The sequence below is a fragment of the Enterobacter hormaechei ATCC 49162 genome, from assembly GCF_001875655.1.
Classification (GTDB): Bacteria; Pseudomonadota; Gammaproteobacteria; order Enterobacterales; family Enterobacteriaceae; genus Enterobacter; species Enterobacter hormaechei.
The window spans coordinates 1,126,506-1,146,775 of record NZ_MKEQ01000001.1 but is presented as its reverse complement, the minus strand read 5'-3'; the positions used below and the strand labels follow the sequence as shown (position 1 = coordinate 1,146,775).

At 56.4% G+C, this 20,270-nt stretch carries 15 protein-coding genes and 2 tRNA genes; 11 read left to right on the top strand and 6 right to left on the bottom strand.

The window, feature by feature from the left end; all coding sequences use genetic code 11:
* Window positions 1-36: 36 nt before the first annotated feature.
* Window positions 37-3,999 (bottom strand): trifunctional transcriptional regulator/proline dehydrogenase/L-glutamate gamma-semialdehyde dehydrogenase, encoded by a 3,963-nt coding sequence (putA, locus tag BH712_RS05835; protein ID WP_006809311.1) that lies wholly within the window; start codon window positions 3,997-3,999, stop codon window positions 37-39.
* Window positions 4,000-4,421: 422 nt separating this feature from the next.
* On the opposite strand from putA, the gene putP reads away from it, so the two are divergent.
* Window positions 4,422-5,930 (top strand): sodium/proline symporter PutP, encoded by a 1,509-nt coding sequence (gene putP, locus BH712_RS05830; protein ID WP_006809310.1) that lies wholly within the window; start codon window positions 4,422-4,424, stop codon window positions 5,928-5,930.
* A 72-nt stretch (window positions 5,931-6,002) separates the two neighbouring features.
* Window positions 6,003-6,422: a DUF3574 domain-containing protein gene (locus BH712_RS05825; protein WP_006809309.1), complete on the top strand. Its 420-nt coding sequence runs from the start codon at window positions 6,003-6,005 to the stop codon at window positions 6,420-6,422.
* Window positions 6,423-6,483: 61 nt separating this feature from the next.
* On the opposite strand, the gene BH712_RS05820 is transcribed toward BH712_RS05825, so the two are convergent.
* Complete coding sequence (locus BH712_RS05820) at window positions 6,484-7,668, bottom strand: NupC/NupG family nucleoside CNT transporter (RefSeq protein ID WP_006809308.1); 1,185 nt, start codon at window positions 7,666-7,668, stop codon at window positions 6,484-6,486.
* Window positions 7,669-7,919: 251 nt separating this feature from the next.
* Here BH712_RS05820 and efeU point away from each other — a divergent pair, with 251 nt between their 5' ends.
* The 5 genes from efeU (at window position 7,920) to BH712_RS05790 (ending at window position 14,423) form a co-directional block, all read left to right on the top strand.
* The gene (efeU, locus tag BH712_RS05810) at window positions 7,920-8,753 is read left to right on the top strand and encodes an iron uptake transporter permease EfeU (RefSeq protein WP_006809307.1); all 834 of its coding nucleotides are present in this window, start codon (window positions 7,920-7,922) and stop codon (window positions 8,751-8,753) included.
* Between the two features lie 40 nt (window positions 8,754-8,793).
* Entirely contained in the window at window positions 8,794-9,921 is a 1,128-nt protein-coding gene (gene efeO / locus BH712_RS05805) for an iron uptake system protein EfeO (protein WP_006809306.1), read from the top strand.
* Window positions 9,922-9,924: 3 nt separating this feature from the next.
* Window positions 9,925-11,208, top strand: a complete 1,284-nt coding sequence (gene efeB / locus BH712_RS05800) for an iron uptake transporter deferrochelatase/peroxidase subunit (protein ID WP_006809305.1) — start codon at window positions 9,925-9,927, stop codon at window positions 11,206-11,208.
* A gap of 500 nt (window positions 11,209-11,708) precedes the next feature.
* The gene (gene phoH / locus BH712_RS05795; protein ID WP_032673547.1) at window positions 11,709-12,500 is read left to right on the top strand and encodes a phosphate starvation-inducible protein PhoH; all 792 of its coding nucleotides are present in this window, start codon (window positions 11,709-11,711) and stop codon (window positions 12,498-12,500) included.
* A 417-nt stretch (window positions 12,501-12,917) separates the two neighbouring features.
* Window positions 12,918-14,423: an alanine/glycine:cation symporter family protein gene (locus BH712_RS05790; RefSeq protein ID WP_006809303.1), complete on the top strand. Its 1,506-nt coding sequence runs from the start codon at window positions 12,918-12,920 to the stop codon at window positions 14,421-14,423.
* 240 nt (window positions 14,424-14,663) lie between these two features.
* On the opposite strand, the gene BH712_RS05785 is transcribed toward BH712_RS05790, so the two are convergent.
* From BH712_RS05785 to BH712_RS05775, 3 genes are all read right to left on the bottom strand, one after another.
* Window positions 14,664-14,751 (bottom strand) — tRNA-Ser (locus BH712_RS05785).
* A 137-nt stretch (window positions 14,752-14,888) separates the two neighbouring features.
* Window positions 14,889-15,566 (bottom strand): isochorismatase family protein, encoded by a 678-nt coding sequence (locus tag BH712_RS05780; RefSeq protein ID WP_003858068.1) that lies wholly within the window; start codon window positions 15,564-15,566, stop codon window positions 14,889-14,891.
* 20 nt (window positions 15,567-15,586) lie between these two features.
* Window positions 15,587-16,447, bottom strand: a complete 861-nt coding sequence (locus BH712_RS05775; RefSeq protein WP_032673546.1) for a pirin family protein — start codon at window positions 16,445-16,447, stop codon at window positions 15,587-15,589.
* Window positions 16,448-16,556: 109 nt separating this feature from the next.
* Here BH712_RS05775 and BH712_RS05770 point away from each other — a divergent pair, with 109 nt between their 5' ends.
* Entirely contained in the window at window positions 16,557-17,462 is a 906-nt protein-coding gene (locus BH712_RS05770) for a LysR family transcriptional regulator (RefSeq protein WP_006809301.1), read from the top strand.
* Between the two features lie 148 nt (window positions 17,463-17,610).
* Here the strand turns inward: BH712_RS05770 and BH712_RS05765 are convergent.
* Window positions 17,611-17,698 (bottom strand) — tRNA-Ser (locus tag BH712_RS05765).
* 229 nt (window positions 17,699-17,927) lie between these two features.
* Here BH712_RS05765 and ghrA point away from each other — a divergent pair.
* The 3 genes from ghrA (at window position 17,928) to BH712_RS05750 (ending at window position 20,262) form a co-directional block, all read left to right on the top strand.
* Window positions 17,928-18,866, top strand: coding sequence for a glyoxylate/hydroxypyruvate reductase GhrA (gene ghrA, locus BH712_RS05760; RefSeq protein ID WP_032673545.1), 939 nt, complete (start codon window positions 17,928-17,930; stop codon window positions 18,864-18,866).
* A gap of 84 nt (window positions 18,867-18,950) precedes the next feature.
* Window positions 18,951-19,688, top strand: coding sequence for a phosphatase (locus BH712_RS05755; protein WP_006809299.1), 738 nt, complete (start codon window positions 18,951-18,953; stop codon window positions 19,686-19,688).
* A gap of 19 nt (window positions 19,689-19,707) precedes the next feature.
* Window positions 19,708-20,262 carry a TorD/DmsD family molecular chaperone gene (locus BH712_RS05750; RefSeq protein WP_006809298.1) on the top strand — a complete coding sequence of 185 codons (555 nt, stop codon included), beginning with the start codon at window positions 19,708-19,710 and terminating at the stop codon, window positions 20,260-20,262.
* Window positions 20,263-20,270: the final 8 nt, after the last annotated feature.

Sequence of the window (20,270 nt, the reverse complement as noted above, 5' to 3'; positions counted from 1 at the left end):
ATAAGGCTCCGTCTCCGGAGCCTTATTAGCACAGCGTTAACCGATTGTCATCAGGCTGGCGTTACCGCCTGCCGCCGCGGTGTTGACGCTGAGCGAGCGCTCTACGTACAAACGCTCCAGCAGCAGGTTGGTTTCCCCGCGCGCAAAGCCCTGCACCGAGACAATCGCCCCGCTGCGGGCCGCTACCTGCTCGCACAGTTCGCGCAGCTGATCGGAATCACCGTGGTAGATCACCGCGTCAAACGGCTGGGCCAGCAGCGCATCGGCCTTCGCAAAGCGAATGCGGGCCGAGACCGCTTTTGGCAGCTGTTTGGCGAGATCGCGATGCAGCGCATCTTCCGGCCACAGCACCTCGCAGCCCGTCGCGGTCGCGGCGGCCAGCTGCACCAGCGCATCCTGCTCGTTATCGGCCACGCACAGTACGCGCTCGCGCGGCATCAGCGTCCAGGTGTTGCGCTCGCCGGTTGGACCCGGCAGCAGACGCTGTGTTCCCGCCTGCGCCAGCTCGCCGTACTGACGGGCAATCGCCCGCAGTTCAGGACGATTGTCAGCCCACTTGATCAGCGCGTCCAGCGGCTGGGTCAGTACGGCTTTCACCTGCGCATCCACCGGATATTCCGCATCCTGACGCGCCAGCGTTACGCCCAGCGCATTTTGCGGACGGTTCGCCAGCAGACGGTACAGATAGAGCGGACCGCCCGCTTTCGGACCGGTGCCGGAGAGGCCTTCGCCACCGAACGGCTGCACGCCCACGACCGCGCCGACCATGTTGCGGTTGACGTACAGGTTGCCGACTTTGGCATTGCCGGTGACCTGGGCAATGGTTTCGTCGATACGGGTATGCACGCCGAGCGTCAGGCCGTAGCCGGAGGCGTTGATCTGGTCGATCAGCGCGTTGAGGTTGTTTCGGTTGTAGCGCACCACGTGCAGCACCGGACCAAAGACCTCTTTTTTCAGCTCGTCGAAGCTTGCCAGCTCAATCAGCGTTGGCGGCACAAAGGTGCCGGTCTGCCACTCGCGGGCATCTTCGCTGTTCTCGCGCACCGCCTGGAACACCGGGCGGCCTTTGGCACGCATGGTCTGAATGTGGTTTTCAATGTTGGCTTTGGCTTCCGCGTCGATCACCGGCCCGATGTCGGTGGTGAGACGGCCCGGGTTGCCCATGCGGCATTCCGCCATCGCACCGCGCAGCATCTTCAGCGTGTGGTCAGCCACGTCATCCTGTAAACACAGTACACGTAGGGCGGAACAGCGTTGGCCCGCGCTGTCGAAGGCAGAGGCCAGCACGTCAACAACGACCTGCTCGGTGAGCGCGGAGGAGTCGACAATCATGGCGTTCATGCCGCCGGTTTCAGCGATCAGCGGCGTTGGACGGCCCTGCGCATCCAGACGGGTGGCGATGTTGCGTTGCAGCAGGGAGGCCACTTCGGTCGAGCCGGTAAACATCACGCCGCGCACGCGGTTATCGGAGGTCAGTTTGGCCCCGACGGTTTCACCACGGCCCGGCAGCAGTTGTACCACGCCCGCCGGTACGCCGGCTTCCAGAAGAATATTGATGCCCTGCGCGGCAATCAGCGGGGTCTGCTCTGCCGGTTTTGCCAGCACGCTGTTGCCTGCGGCAAGGGCGGCGGCAATCTGGCCGGTGAAGATCGCCAGCGGGAAGTTCCACGGGCTGATACAGACGACCGGACCCAGCGGACGGTGGGTTTCGTTATCAAAATCATCGCGCACCTGACCGGCGTAGTAGTGCAGGAAGTCGACCGCCTCGCGCACTTCGGCGATGGCATTGCTGAAGGTTTTACCCGCTTCACGCACCAGAATGCCGATGAGCGACTGCATCTGATCTTCCATCAGCACCGCCGCGCGTTCCAGTATGGCAGCACGCTCCTGCGGTGGGGTGGCGAACCAGATTGGCGCGTTGTTGACCGCGTTTTCCAGCGCCTGATCCACTTCCGCTTCGGTCGCTTCACGCACGTAGCCAACGATATCTTTCGGCTCTGCCGGGTTGATCACCGGCTGCATTTCACCGTCCTCAACGGACTGCTCAAGGATCGGTTTGGCCTGCCACTTCTGCAATGCGCTGTTAAGCAGGGCAGAGGAGAGCGACGCGAGACGGTGTTCGTTGGCGAGATCCAGACCGGCTGAGTTGACGCGGCCTGCACCATACAGCTCGCGCGGCAGGGCAATCTTCGGATGCGGCAGACCAATCTGCCCTTCCTGCGCCGCCATCTTCTCAACGGCCTGCACCGGATCGGCTACCAGCTCGTCCAGCGGCAGGGTGGTGTCGGCGATGCGGTTAACGAAGGAGGTGTTCGCCCCGTTCTCCAGCAGACGACGTACCAGGTAGGCCAGCAGGGTTTCGTGGGTGCCCACAGGGGCATAGATACGGCACGGACGGTTCAGCTTGCCGTCCGCCACTTTACCGGTCACCTGTTCGTACAGCGGTTCACCCATGCCGTGCAGGCACTGGAATTCGTACTGGCCCGGATAGTAGTTCTGCCCGGCCAGGGTGTAGATCGCCGCCAGAGTATGGGCGTTGTGGGTCGCGAACTGCGGATAAATCAGGTTAGGCACGCCAAGCAGTTTTTTCGCACAGGCGAGGTAAGAGACGTCGGTGTACACCTTGCGGGTATAGACCGGATAGCCCTCCAGACCTTCCATCTGGGCGCGCTTGATTTCGCTGTCCCAGTAGGCGCCTTTCACCAGACGGATCATCAGTCGGCGACGGCTGCGGCTGGCGAGATCAATCAGGTAGTCAATGACGAACGGACAGCGTTTCTGGTAGGCCTGAATAACGAAACCAATCCCGTTCCAGCCCGCCAGCTCCGGCTCGAAGCACAGTTTTTCCAGCAGATCGAGGGAGATCTCCAGACGGTCTGCCTCTTCGGCGTCGATGTTGATGCCGATGTCATACTGGCGCGCCAGCAGGGTCAGGGACTTCAGGCGCGGGTAGAGTTCTTCCATCACCCGGTCGTACTGCGCGCGGCTGTAGCGCGGGTGCAGGGCGGAAAGCTTGATAGAGATGCCCGGGCCTTCATAAATGCCGCGACCGTTCGACGCTTTACCGATGGCGTGGATCGCCTGCTGGTAAGAGACCATGTAGGCCTGCGCGTCGGCGGCGGTCAGCGCCGCTTCGCCCAGCATGTCGTAGGAGTAGCGGAAGCCTTTATCTTCCAGCTTGCGGGCGTTCGCCAGCGCTTCAGCAATGGTTTCCCCGGTGACGAATTGCTCGCCCATCAGGCGCATCGCCATGTCCACGCCCTTGCGGATCAGCGGCTCGCCGCTCTTGCCGATGATGCGGTTCAGGGAGCGGGAGAGGTTGGCCTCGTTATGGGTCGAGACCAGCTTGCCGGTAAACAGCAGACCCCAGGTGGCGGCGTTAACGAACAGGGACGGACTGCGGCCAATGTGGGAGTGCCAGTTGCCGTTGCTGATCTTGTCGCGGATCAGCGCGTCGCGGGTGGCTTTATCCGGAATACGCAGCAGCGCTTCCGCCAGGCACATCAGCGCCACGCCCTCCTGCGAGGAGAGGGAGAACTCCTGCAACAGACTCTGCACCATACCGGCGCGTCCGCTGGCGGTTTTCTGGTTACGCAGCTTGTCGGCGAGCTGATACGCCAGACTGTGCGCCTGGGCGGCAACGGCTTCCGGCAGGCGCGCCTGCTCCAGCAGCATCGGCACGGCGTCGGTTTCAGCACGGCGGTAAGCGCCGGTAATGGCGGCGCGGCTGACGGACTGCGGCAGGATCTGCTCGGCAAATTCGAGGAACGGCTGGTGGTTTTCTTCCACAGCCGTCGCAGCCTCTTCGCTTTCGTTCGCTGCGCCCGCCAGCAGGGCAGGCAGCTCCGGCAGACCTTCCTCACTCTCCAGTCTTTCCAGATAGTTAAAAATCGCCTGCTTGATTAACCAGTGCGGTGTGCGGTCGATGCGGGTCGCAGCGGTCTTAATCCGTTCGCGGGTAGCGTCATCCAGCTTAACCCCCATGGTGGTCATCCCCATGCCAAAACTCCTGTTGTTCTGTAATAGCGTTCTGTTGATAGCGTGAAATATCCACCATGTTGCAACTTTGTGCAACCGTGTTAAATGTGACCTGGTTTGCAAGCTGGAAAATGAATGGATTGTTAACGATTAGTTAGCTGAGAAAAAGAACGCGCGGTAGTTTCTAAGCCCAGTTTTTATGCGGTGCTTAACACTTTTTAAAGGTGCAACCCGTAAAAGCGTGAGCAAGTGCAACCTATAGGAAAGACGTATAAAACCAGGGATGAAATTCATGTAAATGCAGTGTTAAATCGTTTGTCAGTGGGATGCGTATACGGCAGGATAGCGCGCCCAACGGAAATACATACACACATCACTACGTTCCGGTGATGACATAACAAGGCAACCCGGACGGTTGTCGCTCGACATTTTGGAGAATTTAAATGGCTATTAGCACACCGATGCTGGTGACATTTCTCGTTTATATTTTTGGCATGATCCTGATAGGGTTTTTGGCATGGCGTTCCACTAAAAACTTTGACGACTACATCCTCGGCGGCCGCAGTTTAGGCCCGATGGTCACCGCGCTCTCTGCGGGTGCATCCGACATGAGCGGCTGGCTGCTGATGGGTCTGCCGGGCGCGATTTTCATCTCCGGGATCTCCGAAAGCTGGATCGCCATCGGCCTGACCGTCGGCGCCTGGATCAACTGGAAGCTGGTTGCAGGCCGTCTGCGCGTGCACACCGAAGCCAACAACAACGCCCTGACGCTGCCGGACTACTTCACCGGACGCTTTGAAGATAACAGCCGTATCCTGCGCATTATCTCCGCGTTAGTGATCCTGCTGTTCTTCACCATCTACTGTGCCTCGGGCATCGTGGCGGGCGCGCGTCTGTTCGAAAGCACCTTCGGCATGAACTACGAAACGGCGCTGTGGGCCGGTGCGGCCGCGACTATCCTCTATACCTTCGTGGGCGGGTTCCTGGCGGTAAGCTGGACCGACACCGTACAGGCGAGCCTGATGATTTTCGCCCTGATCCTAACCCCGGTGATTGTGATTTTCACCGTCGGCGGTTTTGGTGAATCGCTGGAAGTGATCAAGCAGAAGAGCATTGAAAACGTCGACATGCTGAAAGGGCTGAACTTTGTGGCCATCGTCTCTCTGATGGGCTGGGGTCTGGGCTACTTCGGTCAGCCGCACATTCTGGCGCGCTTTATGGCGGCGGATTCTCACCACACCATCGTTCACGCGCGTCGTATCAGTATGACGTGGATGATCCTGTGTCTGGCGGGGGCGTGTGCGGTCGGCTTCTTCGGTATCGCGTACTTCAACAACAACCCGGCGCAGGCGGGCGCGGTGAACCAGAACGCCGAGCGCGTGTTCATCGAGCTGGCGCAGGTTCTGTTTAACCCGTGGATTGCCGGTATCCTGCTCTCCGCGATCCTGGCGGCGGTCATGTCCACCCTAAGCTGCCAGCTGCTGGTCTGCTCCAGTGCGATCACCGAAGACCTCTACAAAGCCTTCCTGCGTAAAAACGCGAGCCAGAAAGAGCTGGTGTGGGTAGGGCGCTTTATGGTGCTGGCCGTGGCGCTGGTGGCGATTTCGCTGGCGGCCAACCCGGATAACCGCGTGCTGGGCCTCGTGAGCTACGCGTGGGCGGGCTTCGGTGCCGCGTTTGGTCCGGTCGTTCTGTTCTCCGTCATGTGGTCTCGCATGACCCGTAACGGCGCGCTTGCGGGGATGATCATCGGGGCGGTGACCGTTATCGTCTGGAAACAGTTCGCGTGGCTGGGCCTGTACGAAATCATTCCGGGCTTCATCTTCGGCAGCATCGGCATTGTGGTGTTCAGCCTGCTGGGTAAAGCGCCTTCTGCCTCTATCCAGAAGCGCTTCGCGGATGCGGACGCGCATTACCACACCGCGCCGCCGTCTAAGCTTCAGGCAGAATAATTTTCTCCTCACCCTAACCCTCTCCCCAAAGGGGAGAGGGGACAGATCGTTCACCAGTGTGAGTAATAATAAATGATGATTAAAACAGGGTTGATGGCGGCGGCATTCGTGTTGCTGGCAGGCTGTACGGCACCGTCGCAGAATACGGCGACTGACATCTGCAAAGCGGATAACCAGATGCAGCAGACCACGCTCTATTTCGGCTTAAACCGTCCGGCAGGGGCGCAGATTACCGGTAGCGAGTGGCAGCAGTTTGTTGACCAGGACGTGACGCCGCGCTTTCGCGATGGCTTAACGGTGTTTGATGCGCGCGGGCAGTGGCTGGGTAACAACGGACAAGTGGCGCGTGAACCCAGCAAAGCGTTGATGCTGATCCACGGTAAAGATGCGCAGAGCGAAACAAATATCGAAGCGTTACGCGGGATTTATAAATCACGCTTCGCGCAGGAGTCGGTGATGCGCGTCGACCAGCCGGTGTGCGTGCAGTTCTAATAAAAACGGCGGGATATCCCGCCGTTGTTGTATTGTAGCGAAGCGCCGCCGGGCACAAAACTTACAGCACCAACCCCGCAAAGCTCGCCGACAGCAAACTCACCAGCGTCGCGCCGTACACCAGACGCAGACCAAACCGCGACACCACGTTACCCTGTTGCTCGTTCAGGCCTTTTATTGCCCCCGCTACAATCCCAATGGAGGCGAAGTTCGCGAACGACACCAGGAACACGGACAAAATACCCAGCCCGCGCGGTGACATCTGGTGGGCTATTTTTTGCAGCTCGATCATCGCCACAAATTCATTCGCCACCAGTTTCGTTGCCATAATGCTGCCCGCGTTTAGCGCATCGCTCAGCGGAATCCCGATAAGCCACGCCAGGGGATAGAACACGTAACCCAGGATCTGCTGGAAGCTCATGCCGAATACGCTGGAGAAGAGGGCATTAACGGCGCTAATAAGGGCGATAAAGCCAATCAGCATCGCCAGAATAATCATCGCCACCTTAAAACCGGCCAGAATATACTCGCCCAGCATTTCAAAGAAGCTCTGGGACTCATGCAGTTTTTCCAGTTTGATATCGGGTTCGGCTTCCGGGCGGGCCGGGTTAATGACGGAGAGAATAATAAAAGTACTGAACATGTTCAGGATCAGCGCCGCAACGACAAATTTGGCGTCCAGCATGGTCATATACGCCCCGACAATCGACAGAGAGACCGTCGACATGGCGGTTGCGGCCATGGTGAACAGACGACGCGAGGAGAGATCCCCCAGTACACCCTTGTAGGCAATGAAGTTTTCCGATTGCCCGAGGATCAGCGAGCTTACCGCGTTAAAGGATTCCAGCTTGCCCATGCCGTTCAGTTTTGACAGCAGCGTGCCGATAACCCGAATAAAGATCGGCAGTATTCGCCAGTGCTGAAGAATACCAATCAGCGCAGAGATAAAAATAATCGGACACAGCACGCCAAGGAAAATGAACGCCAGCCCTTTTTCCCCCATTCCGCCAAAGACGAAATTCGTCCCTTCGGCGGCGAATTTAAGCAGCGATTCAAAGAAACCGGAGACGTATTTAATAATAAACAGGCCGCTTTCTGCGTGGAGGAAAAAGAACGCCAGCGCAATTTCAATGACGATCAGCTGTAAAACAAAACGAATACTAATTTTTCGGCGGTCGAAACTCACCAGCCAGGCAAGGGCAAGAATAATGACCAGCGCCAGCAGGAAATGGACAATTTTAAACATGGTTTATGATCGGTTGGTTTGCGAGGCGGACATTTAGCCACAGCCCCGGTTAACCGTAAATGGGCATTTTCGTTATACCTTATAAACGTAACGGTTACTCATGCAATTATTACTCCGCAATGCGTTTACATCTGGTCATTAAAACGCAACACATTTCGCTTGTTTTTCTTCTTGCCGTAATGATAATCACTATCACAAGAATTTACCTTTCTTTGCATCAGTTGACCGCGATAAACATTTAAGGTGTCGGCATGTTTGTTCCTTTTCTCATTATGTTACGTGAAGGCCTTGAAGCGGCCCTGATTGTTAGCCTTATCGCCAGTTATCTGAAGCGCACCCAGCGTGGGCGCTGGATTGGCGTGATGTGGGTTGGCGTTTTCCTTGCCGCGGCGCTCTGCCTGGGGCTGGGGATTCTTATCAATGAAACCACCGGTGAATTCCCGCAGAAAGAGCAAGAGCTGTTTGAAGGGATCGTCGCCGTGATTGCGGTGTTCATCCTGACGTGGATGGTCTTCTGGATGCGCAAAGTCTCCCGCAACGTGAAGGTGCAGCTGGAGCAGGCGGTGGATAACGCCCTGCAAAAAGGCAACCACCACGGCTGGGCGCTGATCATGATGGTCTTTTTCGCCGTGGCGCGTGAAGGCCTGGAATCCGTGTTTTTCCTGCTCGCGGCCTTCCAGCAGGACGTGGGCATCTGGCCGCCGTTGGGCGCGATGCTCGGGCTGGCAACCGCCGTCGTGCTTGGCTTCCTGCTCTACTGGGGCGGCATTCGCCTCAACCTGGGCGCGTTCTTCAAGTGGACCAGCCTGTTTATTCTGCTGGTGGCCGCGGGGCTGGCGGCAGGCGCAATCCGCGCCTTCCACGAAGCGGGCCTGTGGAACCATTTTCAGGACGTGGCGTTTGACCTCAGCAACGTTCTGTCCACCCATTCGCTGACCGGCACCCTGCTCGAAGGCATCTTTGGCTACCAGGAAACGCCGAGCGTCAGCGAAGTGGCAATGTACTTTATCTATCTGGTTCCGGCGCTGATCCTGTTCGTTATGCCGCCGCGTACCGACTCGCAGACGTCGCGCGTCGCGCCGTAAGTGCTGTTTTAGTTACAACATACTTTTAAAGGGAAGAGTCATGGCCAATCAGTTCCGTCGTAGTGCGTTATGCGCAGGCATTGCCGCGCTGTTCGCTTCTGCCTTCACCGCTCAGGCGGCAGATATTCCGCAGGTAAAAGTCACCGTCAACGATAAGCAGTGCGAGCCGATGACCATCACCGTCAACAGCGGCAAAACCCAGTTTATTATTCAGAACCACAGCCAGAAGGCGCTGGAGTGGGAGATCCTCAAAGGCGTGATGGTGGTGGAAGAGCGTGAGAATATCGCGCCAGGCTTCAGCCAGAAGATGACCGCTAATCTTCAGCCGGGGGAATATGAGATGACCTGCGGCCTGCTGACTAACCCGAAAGGTAAGCTGATCGTCAAAGGCGCAGCGACGGCGGACGCGGCCAAAGGCACAGCCCTGTTGAGCCTGGGCGACGCGATTACTGCCTATAAAGCCTACGTCACCAAAGAGACGGCGAACCTGGTGGCGGGTACCAAAGCCTTTACCGATGCGGTGAAAGCGGGCGATATCGAAAAAGCGAAATCCCTGTATGCGCCAACCCGTCAGCACTACGAGCGCATCGAGCCGATTGCCGAGCTGTTCTCCGATCTCGATGGCAGCATTGATGCCCGTGAAGATGACTATGAGCAGAAGGCCGCCGATCCGAAATTCACCGGCTTCCACCGTCTGGAAAAAGCCCTGTTTGGCGATAACGCTACCAAAGGGATGGAGAAATACGCCGATCAGCTCAACAGTGACGTGCTGGAGCTGCAAAAACGCATCACCGAACTGGCCTTCCCGCCGTCGAAAGTGGTGGGCGGCGCAGCGGGCCTGATTGAAGAAGTGGCCGCGAGCAAAATCAGCGGTGAAGAAGATCGCTACAGCCACACCGACCTGTGGGACTTCCAGGCGAACGTTGACGGCGCACAGAAAATTGTCGATCTCCTGCGGCCTCAGCTGCAAAAAGAGAACGGCGAACTGCTGGCGAAAGTGGACGCCAACTTTAAGAAAGTTGACACCATCCTGGCGAAATACCGCACGAAAGACGGGTTCGAAACCTATGACAAGCTGACCGATGCTGACCGTAACGCGCTGAAAGGCCCGATTACGACGCTGGCGGAAGATCTCTCCCTGCTGCGTGGCGTTCTGGGTCTGGACTAAGCGATGAATAAGCATGACGAGTACGACGTCGCGGAACCTACCCGACGTCGGTTGCTGAAAGGGGTAGGGGCGCTGGGCGGCGCGTTTGCCCTGGCGGGAGGTTGCCCGGTCGCGCATGCGGCAAAACCGCAAACCGCCCCCGGCACACTCTCCCCGGATGCGCGTATGGAAACGCAGCCGTTTTATGGCGAGCACCAGGCGGGTATTTTGACGCCGCAACAGGCTTCGATGATGCTGGTGGCTTTCGATTCGCTGGCGAGTGATAAGGCCGACCTTGAACGTCTGTTCAGGCTGTTAACCACGCGCATTGCCTTCCTTACCGCGGGCGGTCCGGCGCCGGAAACACCGAATCCGCGCCTGCCGCCGATGGATTCCGGGATCCTCGGAGCGTTTATCGCGCCCGATAACCTGACCATCACCGTGTCGGTGGGGGAATCGCTGTTTGACGATCGCTACGGACTGGCGAAGCAGAAGCCGAAAGCGCTGCAAAAAATGACGCGTTTCCCGAATGACTCTCTCGACGCGGCGCTGTGCCACGGCGATCTGCTGTTGCAGATCTGCGCCAATACCCAGGATACGGTGATCCACGCCCTGCGCGATATCATCAAGCACACCCCGGATCTGCTGAGCGTGCGCTGGAAGCGGGAAGGATTTATCTCTGACCACGCCGCGCGCAGTAAGGGGAAAGAGACGCCGGTCAACCTGCTCGGTTTCAAAGACGGCACCGCCAACCCGGACAGCAGCAATGCCGCGCTGATGAAAAACGTGGTCTGGGTGACGGCGGATCAGGGCGAACCGGCCTGGGCGGTAGGCGGCAGCTATCAGGCGGTGCGCATCATCCAGTTCCACGTGGAGTTCTGGGACCGCACGCCACTGAAAGAGCAGCAGACGATCTTCGGCCGCGATAAGCACACTGGCGCACCGCTCGGCATGAAGAATGAGCACGATGAGCCTGACTATGCCCGCGATCCGAACGGGGATGTCATCGCACTGGACAGCCATATTCGCCTCGCCAATCCGCGCACCAAAGAGACGCAGTCCAGCCTGATGATGCGAAGGGGTTACAGCTACTCGCTGGGGGTGACCAACTCCGGGCAGCTTGATATGGGACTGCTGTTTGTCTGCTATCAGCACGATCTGGAGAAGGGCTTCCTCACCGTGCAGAAGCGGCTCAACGGCGAAGCGCTGGAGGAGTACATTAAGCCCATCGGCGGCGGCTATTTCTTTGCCCTGCCGGGCGCGCACGATGCTGGCGCGTATCTCGCCCAGGGTCTGATAGAAGCCTGATAATCGTCCCTGCGACAGTTCGCGGGGACATTATTTTTTCCCAGGACTATCTTATTGTTATATTTCTGTAATATTTCTATATGAGACTGATTTTCCATGTAGGGGCAGTCTGAAAAGTTGCACTCAGGTAAAATAAATGTTGCATTTATGATAAACCCTGATGTACTTAAGGTAAGACAGCGGTAGTTCCCGGCAGTGATATTAACTCACTATGGAGATCGCGAATGGTTGCGTCCTGTACTGGACAAGGTAAACACATCAACCGCAGCACCCGGCGCGGAGGCTCAGACTCCGGCAGCGATTTCCTCACCACCAAATTCTCTCCTTCACTTCAAAAACCTGTTTCTACCGACGTGCATAACGGTGCGCGTAGCCGTTCTGTATCGTCATCCGGTAATACAAGCAATGGCTTACAAGGAAGCCAACCCTCTGATGTTCGTGCGCATAATCGTGCCGAAACTGGCGCGTGTGATGAATACCAACAACTCAAGGTGCTATCCATGGGAAGACAAAAAGCAGTGATCAAAGCTCGTCGCGAAGCAAAACGTGTGCTGAGACGGGATTCACGTAGCCATAAACAGCGTGAAGAAGAATCGGTCACCTCGCTTGTGCAGATGAGCGGCGTAGAATCCATTGGCATGGCGCGGGACAGCCGCGATGCATCGCCAATTGTGGCGCGGAATGAAGCTCAGGCGCACTACCTGAATGCTATCGAGAGTAAACAGCTCATCTTTGCAACCGGGGAAGCCGGATGCGGGAAAACCTGGATCAGTGCGGCCAAAGCAGCGGAAGCGCTGATTCATAAAGACGTGGAAAGGATCATCGTTACCCGTCCGGTACTGCAAGCGGATGAAGATCTGGGCTTCCTGCCCGGCGATATATCCGAGAAGTTTGCGCCGTACTTCAGGCCCGTCTATGACGTGCTGGTGAAGCGGTTGGGCGCTTCCTTTATGCAGTACTGCCTGCGACCAGAGATTGGCAAGGTGGAAATCGCGCCGTTCGCCTATATGCGCGGACGTACCTTTGAAAATGCGGTCGTTATTCTTGACGAGGCTCAGAACGTGACCGCTGCGCAAATGAAAATGTTTTTAACGCGCCTCGGGGAGAACGTGACGGTCATCGTCAACGGCGACATTACCCAGTGTGACCTGCCTTCGGGAGTGAAGTCCGGCCTGAGCGATGCCATGTCACGTTTTGAGGAAGATGAGATGATAGGGGTGGTCCGCTTCAGGAAAGAGGATTGCGTCCGTTCAGCGCTGTGTCAACGCACGCTGGAAGTGTACTCCGAGTAAGATCATTTCACTTTTTAAGCCATTTCTTCCCGGCGTCATGCCGGGAAGCTTCTTTTATTCCCTTTGTAATAGTGGTTTTTTAAATCATATTTATTTCCTATAACATTCAACGGGATTTACGCGCCATTTTGCGGTATTAATAATATTACTGCCAATCAGTAGTGGACGGTTTTTATACAGGCCGCGGAAATGTGATATGTATTTATAATACCCACAAAATATCTATGAATATAATGATCACGCTAATTGTTAGTTTAAAATTAAACGTGAATGTTGTCACAGAACATGATTAAGCAGTAAAAATTAAGTTGGTGTCTTTTGGGTTATTATCTATGTTTCGTACTTGTTCAAACAAAATTCTAAAAAGAAACACGCCAGGGGATCGTTTCCTCTGGAACATCACGCTGAGGGTCATACATGAACGAACTGGTTAGTGCAATTAACGGTGTTATCTGGAGCCCGGCGTTAATATTTTTATGTCTGGGTGTCGGCCTCTATTTCTCACTGCGTAGTCGCTTTCTGCAATTACGGCATATAAAACATATGATTACCCTGATGTTTCAGGGGCGTCCTACCGAGGCTGGCGTGTCGTCGTTTCAGGCGCTGACGATGACCCTGGCGGGCCGCGTGGGGACAGGGAATATTGCCGGTGTCGCGACCGCCATTACCTTTGGTGGACCCGGTGCGCTTTTCTGGATGTGGGTCGTGGCATTTTTGGGGGCAAGCTCTGCGTTTGTCGAATCCACGTTAGGTCAGGTTTATAAAGAAAAAATTAACGGCGAATATCGTGGTGGTCCTGCCTTTTATATTGAGAAAGGGTTAGGCGTGAAGTGGTACGCATGGTTATTTGCCATCGTAACGATTTTCTCCTGCGGATTATTACTGCCAGGCGTGCAGGCAAACTCTATTGGTGCGAGCCTGGATATTGCCTTCGGTCTGAGTCCGAATGTCACGGCGGCGTTACTTGCCGTGCTGTTGAGTTTTATTATTTTCGGTGGCGTGAAAAGGATTGCCAGCTTTAGCAGCATGGTGGTTCCGTTTATGGCACTCGGCTATATTATTGTCGCGTGCGTGATTATCGCTATCAATATTGATCAGCTTCCTTCAGTTATACTGCTGATCTGGAAAAGTGCTTTTGGCCTTGAAGCTGGGTTTGGCGCTATTCTGGGCCAGGCTATCATGTGGGGCGTGAAGCGCGGCGTCTATTCCAACGAGGCGGCGCAGGGTACCGGGCCACATGCATCCTCGGCGGCGGCCGTAAGCCATCCGGTGAAACAGGGGCTGGTTCAGGCGTTCTCCGTGTACATCGACACGCTGTTTGTCTGCTCCGCGACCGGGTTTATGCTGTTGATCACCGGTCTGTATAACGTGCAGGGCGTCGACGGTGCAGCGCTCTATACCGGGATTGCAGGCGTGGCGGCCGGTCCTGGCTATGTGCAGACGGCGATGGAAAGTATGATGCCGGGCTTCGGTAATTACTTTGTTGCCATCGCGCTGTTCTTCTTTGCCTTCACGACCATCATTGCTTACTACTACATCGCTGAAACGAATATCGCCTACATCAACCGTAAGATTCATCGCCCATGGCTGACGTTCCTGCTCAAGTTGTGTCTGATGGCTTCGACGGTATATGGCACGGTTCGCACCGCGGATCTGGCCTGGGGATTAGGGGATATTGGCGTAGGGCTGATGGCATGGCTCAACATTATTGCCATCGTTCTGCTGCATAAAAAAGCGTTTGCCAGCCTGAAGGATTATGAAATCCAGAATGCGCAGGGGCTGGATCCCCACTTTGACCCGGTTCGGCTGGGAATTAAAAATGCGGATTACTGGCTGGAGGAGCGTAAGGATGAGGCTGTTGCTAATCCTGGGCAGGTTTCATCTCCCGAAGGAAAGCAGCCGGCAGGTAAGTTGAATAGCTGAGGAATGGTTTAAAACGGCCCGTGCTTATGCGCGGGCTTTTTTGTAGCTGAGGTGGTTCAGTTTGCACCGGGGGGGGATTGACTCGCTTCGCTCGCCCTCCGGGCAGCCTGTTCGCTACGCTCACAGTCTGTCCAACTGGCTGTCGCCAGTTGTCGAACCCCGGTCGGGGTTCTCATCCCCCCCTTACGGAATAATAAAAGAAAAAAGCCCGTACTTTCGTACGAGCTTTCGTCTTGAATATGGCGGTGAGGGGGGGATTCGAACCCCCGATACGTTGCCGTATACACACTTTCCAGGCGTGCTCCTTCAGCCACTCGGACACCTCACCATATTGTTTTGCTGCCTGACCGCTTGGGGGGCAACGGGGCGCTACTATAGGGAGTTGCGCTAAAACGGTCAAGCAGATTTTCTGCATTCGTGCTTGTTCGGTTAAGCCTTAATCAGCTTATGCCGTAGCGCGCAGGATTAACGCTGTGAATCGAGCACTTCGCTGTTTTTCACCACATCCTGCGCTTTGCTGTAGCTTTCAATCAGCAGCTGGTAGGCAGGGAAGATGTGTGTGTACACCTCAGCCCATTCACCCGCATCTTCACGGTTCCACGTGCGCTGGATCTCAGAGGCTACTGCCGCCGTATCCATCGGCACCACGCCTGCCTGCACCACGCGTGCAAGGGTGATCTCCTGCGCCATTTTGCTGTAGGTGCCGGAGGCATCAATTACCGCAAACACTTTATATCCGTCCGCCACCGCGCTGATGGACGGGAAGGCCATGCAGACGCTGGTGATCGTACCGGCAATAATCAGCGTTTTGCGCCCGGTGGCTTTCACCGCCGCCACAAACTCCGGGTTATCCCAGGCGTTAATCTCACCTTTGCGAGCCACATACTGCGCATGCGGTGCGTTGGCGTGGATCTCCGGGATAAGCGGACCGTTCGGACCCTGTGGAACCGACGCGGTGGTGATGACAGGGATCTTCGCCAGCGAGGCAATTTTTGCCAGCGCCGCAGCACGGGCGCGCAGCTCAGGCATTGGCATGTCTCCAACGGTCTGGAACAGTCCGCTCTGGTGATCGATAAGCAGCATAACGGCATCGTTTACGTCAATAACGGGACGTGCACCGTTGAAGTTTGCAGGGGTAGACATAATGCGCTCCTTTATTACGTTTAGATTTGGCCAAAGCGGCCAGAGTTGAAATCGCGAATCGCTTCGGCAATTTCGGTTTTACTGTTCATCACAAACGGGCCATAGCCCACAATCGGTTCATTCAGCGGCTCCCCGGCCATCAGCAGCACTTTTGCGTCGCTGCTGGCTTCGAGATGCAGTTTGTCACCGCTCTGACTCAGCACGACCAGCTGCGCTTCACCCGCTGGCGTGGTGCCGTTTACCGTCACGCTGCCCTCAACGACAACCAGCGCCGTGCTCCAGCCTTCGGGCTGATTGAGCGTCAGGTGGCTGCCCTGGTGTAGCGCAAGATCCCATACGTTAAGCGGTGAGAAGGTATGGGCCGGGCCGGTGACCTCTTCAAAGCGGCCAGCAATCACGCGCAATGTTCCGCTGTTATCCGGCAGCGTGACCACCGGGATATCGGCTTTGGTGATGCTCTGGTAGCCAGGCGTCGCCATTTTGTCTTTGGCGGGCAGGTTGACCCACAGCTGCATCATTTTCAGTTCCCCGCCTTTCTGCGAGAACGCGCTGGAGTGGAACTCCTCGTGCAAAATGCCTGCGCCAGCCGTCATCCACTGCACGTCGCCTGGGCCGATGACGCCGCCTCTGCCGGTGGAATCGCGGTGCTCTACTTCGCCTGAGTAGACGATGGTTACCGTTTCAAAGCCGCGATGAGGGTGCTCGCCTACGCCGCGTTTCGCACCGTCCGCCGGGAAGGTATGCGGTCCGGCGTAGTCCAGCAGCAGGAAAGGGCTCAGCGGCTCGCCGTGCGTCTGGTAAGAAAACATCGAACGAACCGGGAAACCGTCACCGACCCAGTGCGGACGAGGTGCGGTATACACGCCTGTTACGTTTTTCATGATTACCTCCTGATGTTCTGTTGATGTAATTAGCTTATATTCAGGTTTAATATCCCGGTAGATAGTGAAAATGACATTCACTGTTCTTAAAATGGAACAATGAGGGCGTATGCAGGATCTCAATGATTTCGTATGGTTTGTTAAGGTGGTGGAGCATGGCGGCTTTGCGGCGGCGGGGCGGGCGCTCGATCAGCCAAAGTCGAAACTGAGCCGTCGAATTGCGCAGCTGGAAGAACGCCTGGGTGTTCGGTTGATACAACGAACCACGCGGCAGTTTACAGTGACGGAGGTAGGGCAGACGTTCTATCAGCACTGTAAAGCCATGCTGGTGGAGGCCGAAGCTGCGGAGGAGGCGGTGGCCGCTTTACAGGCTGAACCGCGCGGTATGGTCAGGATCACTTGCCCCGTCACCTTGCTGCACGTTCACGTGGGGCCTATGCTGGCGCGGTTTATGGCGCGCTATCCGGGGATCAACCTCCAGCTTGAAGCCACTAATCGGCGGGTCGATCTGGTGGCGGAGGGTGTGGATGTGGCGATCCGCGTTCGCCCGCGACCGTTTGATGACAGCGATCTGGTATTAAGGGTACTGGCAGACAGGGGGCACTGTCTGGTTGCCGGACCGGCACTGATTGAACGGATGGGCAACCCGGCGATGCCCTCTGAACTCAGCGAATGGCCGGGGTTAAGTATGGGGGCGGGTAAGCATCTGCATAAATGGGAATTGAGCGGGCCGGAGGGCGCTAAAGCAGAAATTCACTTCACGCCGCGCTTGATTACTACCGATATGCTGGCGCTGCGTGAAGCGGCAATGGCGGGCGTGGGCGTGGTGCAACTGCCGATTTTAATGGTCAAGGATCAGCTGGCATCAGGGGAACTGGTACGGGTGCTGAACACCTGGGAACCCAGACGGGAAGTGATCCACGCGGTATATCCGTCACGGCGCGGTTTGCTGCCATCCGTCAGAACGCTGGTGGATTTTCTTACCGATGAGTATGCGCGGATGGTGGAGGAGTAACGATCCCCTCGCCCCTTTGGGGAGAGGGCTAGGGTGAGGGGCTCAGGCCGCACCGAGCTGAATGTAGCACGGGGGGCTCTCATCCCCCCCTTACGGAAAATATAAAAGAAAAAAGCCCGTACTTTCGTACGAGCTTTTGTCTTGAATATGGCGGTGAGGGGGGGATTCGAACCCCCGATACGTTGCCGTATACACACTTTCCAGGCGTGCTCCTTCAGCCACTCGGACACCTCACCATATTGTCATCCCATTGTTGTCGGGACGGGCGCTAATGTAAGGAAAAGCCGTACTGCCGTCAACTCACTTTTTCAGTAATTTAGCGCGTTTAGACAAACTTCAGGCAACCTGATTCCGAAATGTGCGAAAAGCGCCTCTTTTATCAGCAACGCGGTTTGGCGATAAATTTGCTATGCTGGCAATCCAGTTGAAAATGAAAATAAAACAGCGCAATAAAAGGCAATGACTATGGATATTATTTTCTATCACCCCACGTTTGATACGGCTTACTGGATTAAGGCACTCACCGCGGCACTGCCTGGCGCACGCGTTCGCGAATGGAAACAGGGCGACAATGAACATGCTGACTACGCGCTGGTCTGGCATCCGCCGGTAGAAATGCTCCAGGGCCGTAAGCTGAAAGCCGTGTTCGCGCTCGGAGCCGGCGTGGATTCCATTCTGAGCAAGCTGAAAGCACACCCTGAAATGCTGCCAGAAGAGATCCCCCTGTTTCGTCTGGAAGATACCGGTATGGGGCAGCAGATGCAGGAATATGCCGTAAGCCAGGTGCTGCACTGGTTCCGCCGCTTCGACGATTATCAGGCGTTTAAACAGCAATCCCACTGGGAACCGCTCCCGGATTATCAGCGTGAAGATTTCACCATCGGCATCCTCGGGGCGGGGGTGCTGGGTTCGAAAGTCGCCGAAGCGCTCGCCCCGTGGGGCTTCCCACTGCGCTGCTGGAGCCGGAGCCGTAAGGATTATCCGGGCGTCGAGAGTTTTGCCGGAACGGATGAGCTTCCGGCCTTTCTCAATGGCACGCGCGTGTTAATCAACCTGCTGCCCAATACGGCGGAAACGGTCGGGATTATTAATGACGCGCTCCTCAACCAGTTGGCAGATGATAGCTACTTAATGAACCTGGCGCGCGGGGTACACGTTGTGGAGGAGGATCTGCTGAAAGCGCTGGATAACGGCAAACTGAAAGGGGCAATGCTGGATGTGTATAGCCGCGAACCGCTGCCAACAGACAGCCCACTCTGGGCACATCCGCGCGTGGCGATGACGCCCCATATTGCTGCCGTGACGCGACCGGCGGAGGCCGTGGCGTACATCTCGCATACCATCAGCGAAATAGAGAAGGGCAATGCGGTGACCGGACAGGTCAACAGACAGCGAGGCTACTGAGAGAAACCCGGCGTTCGCCGGGTTTTTGCTAATATTCGCCGCTGATAACTGCTATCCTTTGGAAAAACCGCAGAGGAGAGAAAGATGTATCCCGTTGACCTGCATATGCACACCGTCGCCAGTACCCACGCTTACAGTAACCTCCATGATTATATCGCTCAGGCGAAGCTGAAAGGCATCAAGCTGTTTGCGATAACCGATCACGGTCCGGATATGGCGGATGCGCCGCACTACTGGCATTTTGTGAATATGCGTATCTGGCCACGTCTGGTGGACGGTATCGGGATACTGCGCGGCATCGAGGCGAACATCAAAAATACCGACGGTGAGATTGACTGCACCGGCCCGATGCTGACCTCGTTAGATCTGATCCTCGCGGGATTCCACGAGCCGGTCTTTGCGCCTCAGGATAAAGAGACCAACACCGCGGCGATGATTGCCACCATTGCCAGTGGCAACGTGCACATTATCAGCCACCCGGGAAATCCAAAATACCCGATTGATATTCAGGCCGTGGCGCAGGCGGCAGCGGAGCATCGCGTGGCGCTGGAAATTAACAACTCCTCCTTTGTTCACTCTCGTAAGGGCAGTGAAGCCAACTGCCGCGAAGTGGCGGCGGCCGTGCGTGACGCGGGCGGCATGGTGGCGCTGGGCTCTGATTCCCACACGGCCTTCACGCTGGGGGATTTCAGCGAGTGCCTGAAAATATTGCAGGACGTGAATTTCCCGGAAGAACAGATCCTGAACGTCACGCCGCGTCGTATGCTCGATTTCCTTGAGTCGCGCGGCATGGCGCCGATAGACGAATTTGCCGATCTTTAATTAATAATGGAATAAAAACATGAATGAGTTTTCCATCCTTTGCCGCGTGCTGGGCACCTTATATTACCGCCAGCCGCAGGATCCGCTGCTGGTTCCGCTGTTTACCCTGATTCGTGAAGGTAAACTGGCGCAGAGCTGGCCGCTGGAACAGGATGAGTTGCTGGAACGCTTGCAAAAAAGCTGCGATATGCAGCAGATTTCAACGGATTACAACGCCCTGTTCGTGGGGGAAGAGTGTCGCGTATCGCCGTATCGCTCTGCCTGGCAGGACGGTGCGACCGAAGCGGAAGTGCGGGCATTTCTTTCAGAACGCGGCATGCCGCTGACGGACATGCCTGCGGATCATATCGGTACGCTGCTGCTGGCGGCCTCCTGGATTGAAGATAATGCAGGTGATGATGAGAATGAGGCGATTGAAACCCTCTTCGAAACGTATCTGCTGCCATGGGTGGGCACCTTCCTGGGCAAAGTTGAAGCACATGCCACCTCGCCATTCTGGAGAACGCTGGCTCCGCTGACGCGCGACGCTATCGCTGCTATGTGGGATGAGCTGGAAGAAGAGAACGAAGAGTGATCTGAATC

Coding starts and splice junctions, on each gene's coding strand:
- putA (WP_006809311.1), bottom strand. CDS start 3,999: ATGGGGATGACCACCATGGGGGTTAAGCTGGATGACGCTACCCGCGAA.
- putP (WP_006809310.1), top strand. CDS start 4,422: ATGGCTATTAGCACACCGATGCTGGTGACATTTCTCGTTTATATTTTT.
- BH712_RS05825 (WP_006809309.1), top strand. CDS start 6,003: ATGATGATTAAAACAGGGTTGATGGCGGCGGCATTCGTGTTGCTGGCA.
- BH712_RS05820 (WP_006809308.1), bottom strand. CDS start 7,668: ATGTTTAAAATTGTCCATTTCCTGCTGGCGCTGGTCATTATTCTTGCC.
- efeU (WP_006809307.1), top strand. CDS start 7,920: ATGTTTGTTCCTTTTCTCATTATGTTACGTGAAGGCCTTGAAGCGGCC.
- efeO (WP_006809306.1), top strand. CDS start 8,794: ATGGCCAATCAGTTCCGTCGTAGTGCGTTATGCGCAGGCATTGCCGCG.
- efeB (WP_006809305.1), top strand. CDS start 9,925: ATGAATAAGCATGACGAGTACGACGTCGCGGAACCTACCCGACGTCGG.
- phoH (WP_032673547.1), top strand. CDS start 11,709: ATGGGAAGACAAAAAGCAGTGATCAAAGCTCGTCGCGAAGCAAAACGT.
- BH712_RS05790 (WP_006809303.1), top strand. CDS start 12,918: ATGAACGAACTGGTTAGTGCAATTAACGGTGTTATCTGGAGCCCGGCG.
- BH712_RS05780 (WP_003858068.1), bottom strand. CDS start 15,566: ATGTCTACCCCTGCAAACTTCAACGGTGCACGTCCCGTTATTGACGTA.
- BH712_RS05775 (WP_032673546.1), bottom strand. CDS start 16,447: ATGAAAAACGTAACAGGCGTGTATACCGCACCTCGTCCGCACTGGGTC.
- BH712_RS05770 (WP_006809301.1), top strand. CDS start 16,557: ATGCAGGATCTCAATGATTTCGTATGGTTTGTTAAGGTGGTGGAGCAT.
- ghrA (WP_032673545.1), top strand. CDS start 17,928: ATGGATATTATTTTCTATCACCCCACGTTTGATACGGCTTACTGGATT.
- BH712_RS05755 (WP_006809299.1), top strand. CDS start 18,951: ATGTATCCCGTTGACCTGCATATGCACACCGTCGCCAGTACCCACGCT.
- BH712_RS05750 (WP_006809298.1), top strand. CDS start 19,708: ATGAATGAGTTTTCCATCCTTTGCCGCGTGCTGGGCACCTTATATTAC.